Origin of the sequence: Candidatus Sordicultor fermentans (assembly GCF_012728195.1) — a bacterium.
Taxonomy (GTDB): domain Bacteria; phylum Atribacterota; class Atribacteria; order Atribacterales; family Caldatribacteriaceae; genus Sordicultor; species Sordicultor fermentans.
In genome coordinates, this window is the sequence record NZ_JAAYFP010000011.1 from 1 (window position 1) to 3,270 (window position 3,270).

Below are 3,270 nucleotides of genomic sequence, written 5' to 3' on the forward strand. Positions count from 1 at the left end.
AGATCATTGAGGTAAGAAGTGGAAGAGTAATAAATCGAAACTTTTGGATGCCAGTAGCCCCATCAACTTCTGCTGCCTCAAAAACACTTACCGGGATGGCTTGAAGGGCTGCTAAAATCATCAAAGTACCAAAAGGCAAGAATTTCCAGGAATTGAGAACAATTAGTGTAGGCATTGCTGTAGTACTATTTCCCAGAAAGTGAATCTCTTTACCCATCAAGCCAATTGAGGCAAGGAAAACGTTGATAATTCCGATCCGGGGAAGTAGCATCCATCTCATGCAGACTGCTACTGCTACAGAAGGAACAATCCAGGGAAGCATAATTAAAGATCGAGCTAAATGAATTCCTTTCACTTTTGCATTCAAAAGAATTGCCAAAAAAAGGGGTATTATGAGCTGGATAACAAGATTTCCCAGTGTCCAGTATAGACTCCTACCTACGGCCTCCCAAAAGAAGCTACTTCCAAGAAGATAGGTAAAATTCTTAAAACCAACAAATTTAGATTCCGCTCCTCCAAAAGAAACATCATAAAAAGAGTATATTAAATTACTAACGCAGGGATAGGCAAAAACAACTAGGACGAGAATAACAAGCGGAAGCGAGAATAAATATTGCTGAATTTCATTCTTTCGAATTTTGAACACTCAAACCACCCATAAGATAAGAATGAGCCAGAGCAAGAGCTCTGGCTCATTCTTATTGAGGTCACTGACCAACTGGTGAGGAATACTTAGCCATTTGTTCCGCACCATAAGCTGCTGCCTCCTCGGGGGTCATTTGTCCGCTTACCACTTTATTTATAGTATCAGATAAAACATTAGCGCCAGTGATATCACCGATACCAAGATTAACCCATTTACCATATTCAAATCCAAAAAGTGTAGCATAATCATTCATAGCTTCCATGGCAATTTTATGGAGGTTTTCAAACCGCTTTACGATCGGATCATCCCAGTATTCCTCGGATTGAGAAGCTGCCACACTAGTAGGAAAGAAAGCTCCTGGCTCCTGACCAGAGGTAAGAATAGCGTTGATTTCTGGCTTCATCATAAAACGGAAGAAATCATAGACTGCCTCTTTATGACCAGGTCTATCAAGTGTACTTTTATACAAATGAACATCATTGGGATAAGTAAGCGTTCCTCGTTGAGTGCGATCTTTATAAAGAGGTACATGAGCAGCATCGTAATCATCACTATCGAACTCCTCGTGAAATCTCTTCTGTACCGATGGAAAATAAGGTGACATGGCAGTAATCCCAGCAGCAATGTTCAACTCAATTTCCCCCCATGACCAGGCTTCAGCCCCTGGAGGAGCAAATTTGAAAAGCTCATTGTAAAGTTTCAACGCTTCAACGGTTTCAGGGCTATCAAAGATGATATTCCCATTTTCATCAAAGAAATGAGCTCCAACGCTAGCCATAATGACATAGGCCTGCTCATCAACCATAAGATTTCGTGCTCCGCCGATTCCCATTCCGTATACTTCTTCCCCAGAACCTTCAGTGATTTTCTTCGCATAATCTATCACTTCGTCCCAGGTCTGTGGTGGTTCAGTAGTGCCAACATATTCCTCGAGAAAACTTGGCCGATAAGTAAAAAGCATGACCATAGTCATAATGGGAAGCCCCCAATATTCGTCGTTATAGAAATACATATTCTTCTGATTGGGAAATATCTGGTACTTTTCATCAATTTCTTCAACTAAATCGGTTAATGGTACCAGAGAGCCGGTCTTAAACATGGTTGTAGTAAAATCGGGTAGAGAAAATTGAAAGTCGGGAAGGGTGTCAGCTTCAACAGCGGCTAAACTTTTAACCCAAGCATCGCCCCACATTACTACTTCTTGTCTCAGCTTTATATTAGGATTTTCTTCCATAAAGAGATCCATTACTTTTTGAAATGCCGCCACCCTATGGGCTGGAGCTTCGTGGTGCCAGAAAACAATTTCCAAAGGCTCTTCTTGTGCATAAGTTAAACTTACCAAAAAAACAATCACGGTAAAGATTGTCAAAACTAAAATCTCTTTTTTCATTAAATTACCCTCCTCATATATAAAATAAGTTGTTGATTCCGAGAGAAAAATTTTTCAGAGATTTTTCTCTCGGATAAAACCCATATTTACAGGTTCTTAATTCGGTAGAAATACTCCTCTACATACTTGGCGTTGGCCTCATCACCGCCAACCCGGTTAGCACTCATCCAAACTTTGGGAGCTACTCCTTTGCTCACCATATATTTGATAGTCTCAATTTCTATGCGACGAACAATGTATCCATCAGTCATACCCGAGATAGGAGCAAATGGCCGGTCAAAACCATCGATTTCCATTACCGAATCTCCAACTGGATTATAATCATCTATAAATAGATCAACCAAATCCATCATGTTCTGACGACTGGGGTGACGGGTGTAATGGTCCTCAGGAATTTCTTTTTGCCAGGGACTTCCTCCTACTCCAATAGTATAAGCTTCTTTCTTTTTACATTCCAAAATAGCATCAATAGTTGCAGAGTTCACGCCGATATTATTGAATATTATCGCTACATCTCCGGCTTTTACTCCATAGTAATCGACCACTCGGTTCATATAATCTGGGCATCGTTCTATCCGCATACCATGCGTGGCCCCACTAGCACCATATAGAGCTCCAATCGGAATAATATAGTTTACCGGGACCAAGCCGCCTGCCCGATAGAACATTTCATAGGCCGGAATAACAGTGTGACCGCCGGTGGCAATTACATGCAGTAGCCCGTCTTTCATTAAGCCATCGCCAATAACCTGCCCCGCTTTCTCAAAATTTTGGGCTTGTTCTTCCTCAATTTTCTGAAGAAACTCAATCGTAATATCAAGATAGCTTTTTCCTTTTACCACTGACCAAACCTCCTTTTAAATTGAAAATTGAATACGGTAAGTGAAAACCACCTCCCAATCTCCACTAACAGTTTAGCTTTTTAAAATCCTAGTTCACATTGTATCAAAACTCTCCTCGCACTGTCAACAAAGCGCGAGAGGCCCTGTTAGTTATTCTGTGATAATAGTCACCCTTAAAATTTTTCGGGAAAATATCACTCAGATTAGTTGTAAATGAAAGGATGATAGAACAGCCTGTGGCGTGAAAGAAAAGAGAACTTCTCCACCTGAAGCGTAGGAGGAAACGTCTGAAAAAGGGGATTAAGGAACAAAATGAGGTGTTCGTCATCCATCAGAATAGAGGTAGGAAACCAGTTCATGCTTATCTGCGAGGTGAAAGAGAGAGTAGTTGA

General features: G+C 40.9%; 4 protein-coding genes. All 4 read right to left on the reverse strand.

What is annotated here, in order from left to right; all coding sequences use genetic code 11:
* Nucleotides 1-646, reverse strand: a 646-nt coding sequence (locus GXZ17_RS00435; protein ID WP_409375320.1) for a carbohydrate ABC transporter permease, incomplete at its 3' end; no start/stop codon positions are given.
* Nucleotides 647-707: 61 nt separating this feature from the next.
* Nucleotides 708-2,036 carry an ABC transporter substrate-binding protein gene (locus GXZ17_RS00440; protein ID WP_409375321.1) on the reverse strand — a complete coding sequence of 443 codons (1,329 nt, stop codon included), beginning with the start codon at nucleotides 2,034-2,036 and terminating at the stop codon, nucleotides 708-710.
* A gap of 86 nt (nucleotides 2,037-2,122) precedes the next feature.
* Nucleotides 2,123-2,878 carry a sugar isomerase domain-containing protein gene (locus GXZ17_RS00445; RefSeq protein WP_409375322.1) on the reverse strand — a complete coding sequence of 252 codons (756 nt, stop codon included), beginning with the start codon at nucleotides 2,876-2,878 and terminating at the stop codon, nucleotides 2,123-2,125.
* A 203-nt stretch (nucleotides 2,879-3,081) separates the two neighbouring features.
* On the reverse strand, nucleotides 3,082-3,270 hold a 189-nt coding region (locus GXZ17_RS00450; protein WP_409375323.1), incomplete at its 5' end, for a hypothetical protein.